This window comes from Haloarcula sp. H-hyl2 (assembly GCF_056934385.1).
In genome coordinates, this window is sequence record NZ_JBRIIJ010000011.1 from 1 (window position 1) to 5,310 (window position 5,310).

The following is a 5,310-nucleotide window of genomic DNA, read 5'->3' on the forward strand; positions in this document are numbered from 1 at the left end:
TACAGAGAGTATATTCAGCAAGACCTCACTGCTGGGGCGGGTATGACAAGGTCGCTATCTGGTTGCTAGCAAAAAGCGTTGTCTCACTTCAGTTGTGTAATGGACACTCCCTCCGTTGACGTGGTCGGTTTTGACTCTGTGCTGAGGACGTACCAGATTGCAAGGAACACGAGAGCGTTGAGTCCTTCACCGACCGTCCCCCGCACATTTGTGGAGAAGGTCCCCGAACCGAGTAACACGAACAAGAGTGCAAGCGTTGCGATCAGCATGAGTCCGCCGATTACTGCCGGGTAGGCATCAGTTCGGAGCCCCGCGACGCCGAAGTAGACGAACGAGAGAATTGTCAGAGCGACGGTCCCAATCCCGAACACGGCTATCACTGGCGTCGCGACGAAATCAGCCAAGGCTACGAGGCCCACGATGTCGAGTATCGACAACGAAATCAGGACCAGGGTGAAAACCATGGCGAGAGCGAGGAGTGTTTGACCAACTTTCCCGACACGGGGATGCCGAGCCGTTAGCCGAACGGAGAGTCCGGTTAATCCAAGTAGTACGGCAAAGCGACCAAGGAGGACGGTCGGATAGATCCAGTCGAAGAACGTGACACCCTCCACCAGAACCGCAGCTCCATGGGTGAGCGCAAAAACGAGTTCGAACACGAAGCCGACGGCGAACAGTACTGGACTCCACGTTTCGAGCGACTTCCATGCTTGCGCGCCCCGGCCAGTGTTACCCTGCGATTCTGTTGTCATTGGATCGATCTCCGCAGCGCCCGCCGAACAGAGCCATTGCGGCATCCCTCTGTCGTCGTTCCGGTTGTTGTCTCAGCCATGGCGGAAACCCGTCGGTGCTTCTTCCTTGCTGTCGGTCGGCAAGCCGCCGGTAAGGAGGAGATACCCAACGCTCAGATGCAACAGCGCCTCCAAACTACTATGAACGACATGGACGACGTGTGGAAAACCCGGTCCCAAGAGGGCATTGCCTACGAGAACCGCACTGAACATAACTGCCGGTCCGAGTAGGAGCAATCCAACGGACCGAGAATAGGCGTCGGTCCGCAGGCTGGCGGCGCCAACGCTGGGGAATCCCAGTACCACACCGGCGAGAAGCGGGAGGTTGAAGACGGTGTCCCACACTGGCCGGGCGTCGATAATCCCTATGAGCTGACTGCCTGCCGAGATAGCAAGGACCGCACCTCCCACTATGCCGAGTACGACAACGAACGCCCCTGCACGCACCAGCCAGGGCGATTTGTCGACAAGCGCATGACACAGCCCGAGTAATCCGACGAAGGCAACCACATAGGCAGCAGGTCCGAAGAAACTCTGCGTTGCTGACGTAGTCATGTCCAGAAATATTTCGGCTGCGAAGAGCGCCGCGAGAATCACCCATAGCCCTCCTGAGACGAGGAAGAGGAGCGAACCTCGCTGTACAAGCCTGTCCCAGCGGGTTTCGCCCATAGCTGTTTCAGCCATGGCGGGCCTCCGTCGGTGCTGACTCCGCGCGGTCAACTGGTTCGGTCTCGGTCTGCAGGAAGAACCCAATCACTATCACCGGGACGAGGATGAGGACGATGCCCGCCAGTGCCAATCGCGGAACTCGGGCGGACAAGGCTGGATAGAGCCCAAGGATCCCGACGTAGGCGACCAGCAAACCGACGAACGCCGGCAGACCGGTGAGCAAGCCTTTGAGAGACATGCCCGTGAGCAATTCAAGACCATACACGATGGTCGTGAAAAACAGCAAGACACCGGCAAGAAGAAATGCCGTCGGACTCCACCGTTCGAGCGTGTCCCACCGCGCTGTACTCGCCACCGTCTCCGTCATGACGACCCTCCAGTAGGCGTCGAATTTGTACGGCCAGTTTGTTCCGACTCGGTTCGGAGAGCGTATCCGATTGCCAACGTGATGACGGTGAATACTCCACCGCCAGTGGCGGGAACCCAATCTGGCGGGTCGGTCCCGACGAAGGCACTCGCAGCTAGAAATCCGAAGAACGCAGCGACGACTGCCAGCAGGAGGATGCCAACCCTACGTGAGGGAACCCTAGAGCGGACACTTATACCACCGAACACCAGGAACCCAATCAACAGCAGAAGTAATAACAAGAAGAAAAGGCCATCGGCCGGAAGCGACACTTCCGACAGGGCAACACCGACTACTGACCATACGAGCACGCCGACGAATCCCACCACGGCGAGAGCGGCGGCGGCCCCACCGACCAGCGCTAGCCGGGGCGATTGGTCTGTGGCTCGTGGGTAGAATCCGAGTAGCCCGATAGCGAGGGACAGCAAGGCAGCGATATAGAACACCGCCTCAAGAACCAGCCCTGTTGGTCCAATGCCACCGAGAAACCGGTTGATGATGAGAAAGAACGTGGCTCCGAGCCACGACCCTCCGGCCACGAGAAAGACGGTATCAATCCGCTGTTCGAGTGAGTCCCACCGTGTCGTTCCGGTACCTGTCTCAGCCATGACGGACCTCCGTCGGTGCTGGCTTCTCGTAGCCGGTCGGTTCCTGTCCTGTTCGTAGGACGTAGCCGAGCGCCAGTATCGCCAGTGCGTCTCCGATGACGAATCCGAGAGTTATGATCGCGGATTCCATCCCGGCGATGAATCGGAGGATGTTGGTGACGACCAGCAGCGGCGGTACCAGCAGAAGGACGCCGACGGTCCGCGACGGGATGCCAGTACGGAGGCTGGCAGTACTGAACGCGATGAATCCCAGCCCACTTCCGGTGATTACACCGGGGAGGAAGAGCGAGCCAATTGCCTCGTACTCCCCAGATGGAATCCCAACGTAGTAGAACAGCGACGTCAGGGACATGACGGCGAACGTCACCAAGCCAATGACGGCAAAGACGACACCGGCACGGGACAGCCACCGGCTCCGGTCGGCGAGTGCTGGATACAGCCCGAGCAAACCGATAAGGGCGGCGGTCCAGGCAGCACCGACGAACATCTGTCCTAGTATCAACCAGTCGTCCACACCCGTTACGATATTGGCGGCTACGGGGCCAATGTCGAGGAGTAATATCAGGCCGCCGATCAGAAATGCTGTCGAGCGCCGCTGTTCGAGCGATTCCAATATCTCGTCACGGATCGACATCGGGACTCACCTCTGGATGATTCTGTACGGTTCCAGACGGTCGGTTATGGCGCGATCCATCGAGACGTTTCGTTGTCGCGTGTGTCATCGGTATGTGTGGTCGCGTCGGATTGGCGAAACGAGCGCGACCTCCTCGTTCTGGTGTTAGCAGTTCTGCGGTCATCTCTGCCCTCACAGTCGGGGCCACTCCGGCAGCTGTGAGGTCCTTGTTAACAGAGTGCACGCCCCGGCAAAAGTATTATTTGTATGACATTACAATCCGACATCTGATATATAGTCCTGCAGACAGTTCTGGGAGCGGAGCTGGCGAGAGCGCTCTTCAGAAACCCGGTGTCACCGTTGCACCCCGACGACAGTTGCAGTCTCGTCGAACGTCAACTGGGTCTCGTCGTCGTCAACCGAGGCCGTGACCGTCGCCCGGGGCCGGTCCTTGGCGATTACTTCCACCTCTTGGTCGTCCATGAGACCGAAAATCCGTCGGATGCGCTCGGGGTCGTCGGCTCGAATCCGGGTCGATATCCCGTGGCCCTCGTAGAAGGCTATCACCGCGGGATGGAGGAGTGCGAGCGCTCTCAGGGAGGAGACATTGTGATTCTTGCAGGTTCGACACTGGAAGCGAGCCAGGACGGCAAATTTCGTCCCGCAGTTGTCACAGATCCCGTTCTGGTCGTGGTCCGTGCAGCATTCGAGCCAGCTCTCTACTGCACCGGAACAGGCGGGGCAAAGGCCATCGAACATGAACTGGGTCTGTCGCCAGGCCGCCACCCTGCTCGCGGCCCGGATTTCCCTGGGGGTCCGATCGGACAGCCCGGCCGGATCGAACGGGACCGCGCTCAGATACCCGTGTATGCCCTGTTCAGTCGTCACGCCCTCACACTCGGTGCAGACGTGAACGACGAGGCCCTCTCGGTAGCTGATCGCTGTCGGGGCATCACAGAATGGACACGGTTGGTCAATCTCGGTTGCCGCCACTCCCACGTCTTGAACGCCCGCCCCCGCGATGACAGCGTGGATGAACCGCAATGCTGGCGGGCGGAGTTCGTAGCCCTCTCCGTCAGTGTACTGCCGGATAAACTGGCCCGTGAGTTGCTGGAGGTGATAGCTGAAGCTCCCTGGGTCGTCGTATTCGACCCGTTCGAATATCTCCGAGAAGGAGACGATGTTGTCTGTCGCATGTGGGTCGTACTGCTCCCAGAGTGCGAGCAGGATGGCCAACCGTGTCTCGTTGCCGAGGAGGGCGAACGCTTCCGCTGCGTGTGGGCCGGCCGCTCCGACAGCAGTTGTCTTCAGCGGCAGTTCTACCGGTTCTGGGTCAGTCATGAGTCGCTACGTCTCGGTCACCGTGGCCGAACGGCTCCCCGCGATCGAAGTCGGATTTCGTCGTGAGCGACACCCCGATAGCCAGATGCGCCATGGCCTCACCGGCGCTAATGACGAAGGCCTGCAGTGGGGATGTCCATCCGGCGAGGATCTGGACGATCATCACGACGACGATGAGTCCTGGAGCCAGCAGAAGCAGTCCGATCAGTCGGGAATGAACGTTGGCCTTGAGGCTAGCAGTCCCTACGGAGAGGTAGCCGACGACGAACCCGATGAGCGGCAGAGGAATGAAGACCCCGAACCAGGCCGGCCCCCCACGCGCGGCAAGGCCCGCCAGGACGGCGGTGTGCAACACCGTGAACGCCGACAGTCCGATTATCCCGAGCACGGCGGCAATAGCCCCGGCACGAGCGAGCCAGGGTGCTTCATCGACCAGCGCGGGATACAGTCCAAGCAGGCCGATGAACCCGAGAACGTAGCCGAATTCGAATGGGTTCGGCTCCAGTACCATGCTCGTCGCTGTCTCGACTCCATGAAGTCCCGCATAGACGACCACCACTGCCCCGGCAACCAGAAATATCGGCCCGCTCTGCGCTTCGAGTTGTTTCCAATGTTGCATGCTAACTAGTGACATACTAGAAGTACGGAAACGTCCGACAAAATGATTCGGGAGGGATTCCGGGAATCTTTTCGGGTAGTATTCCGGGTCTGGGCGGTTTTCGGTGTTATACGGTAAACAGGCGCAATACCACGGGTTCGCGCCGTGGATACGCGCCGTCACTTGGGAGAGAATCCACGTTCGACAGCACTCTGAGTGTCAGAATACTGGCGTTTAACTGACAGGCAACCATAGAATGGGGGTAGGAATCGGTCGGAACAGAG

General features: G+C 59.3%; 7 protein-coding genes. All 7 read right to left on the reverse strand.

Features of this window, described 5'->3' with window-relative positions; genetic code table 11:
- Positions 1-83: 83 nt before the first annotated feature.
- On the reverse strand, positions 84-752 hold the full coding sequence (locus Hhyl2_RS22270) for a hypothetical protein (RefSeq protein WP_483552983.1): 669 nt from the start codon (positions 750-752) through the stop codon (positions 84-86).
- 72 nt (positions 753-824) lie between these two features.
- Positions 825-1,475, reverse strand: coding sequence for a hypothetical protein (locus tag Hhyl2_RS22275; RefSeq protein WP_483552984.1), 651 nt, complete (start codon positions 1,473-1,475; stop codon positions 825-827).
- Positions 1,468-1,827 (reverse strand): hypothetical protein, encoded by a 360-nt coding sequence (locus tag Hhyl2_RS22280; RefSeq protein ID WP_483552985.1) that lies wholly within the window; start codon positions 1,825-1,827, stop codon positions 1,468-1,470. Before Hhyl2_RS22280 ends, Hhyl2_RS22275 begins: the two co-directional genes overlap by 8 nt.
- On the reverse strand, positions 1,824-2,474 hold the full coding sequence (locus Hhyl2_RS22285) for a hypothetical protein (RefSeq protein ID WP_483552986.1): 651 nt from the start codon (positions 2,472-2,474) through the stop codon (positions 1,824-1,826). Before Hhyl2_RS22285 ends, Hhyl2_RS22280 begins: the two co-directional genes overlap by 4 nt.
- Positions 2,467-3,108 carry a hypothetical protein gene (locus Hhyl2_RS22290; RefSeq protein WP_483552987.1) on the reverse strand — a complete coding sequence of 214 codons (642 nt, stop codon included), beginning with the start codon at positions 3,106-3,108 and terminating at the stop codon, positions 2,467-2,469. The genes Hhyl2_RS22285 and Hhyl2_RS22290 overlap by 8 nt, the downstream gene beginning before the upstream one ends.
- Positions 3,109-3,441: 333 nt before the next feature.
- On the reverse strand, positions 3,442-4,428 hold the full coding sequence (locus tag Hhyl2_RS22295) for a DUF7351 domain-containing protein (RefSeq protein WP_483552988.1): 987 nt from the start codon (positions 4,426-4,428) through the stop codon (positions 3,442-3,444).
- The gene (locus tag Hhyl2_RS22300) at positions 4,421-5,062 is read right to left on the reverse strand and encodes a hypothetical protein (RefSeq protein WP_483552989.1); all 642 of its coding nucleotides are present in this window, start codon (positions 5,060-5,062) and stop codon (positions 4,421-4,423) included. The genes Hhyl2_RS22295 and Hhyl2_RS22300 overlap by 8 nt, the downstream gene beginning before the upstream one ends.
- Positions 5,063-5,310: the final 248 nt, after the last annotated feature.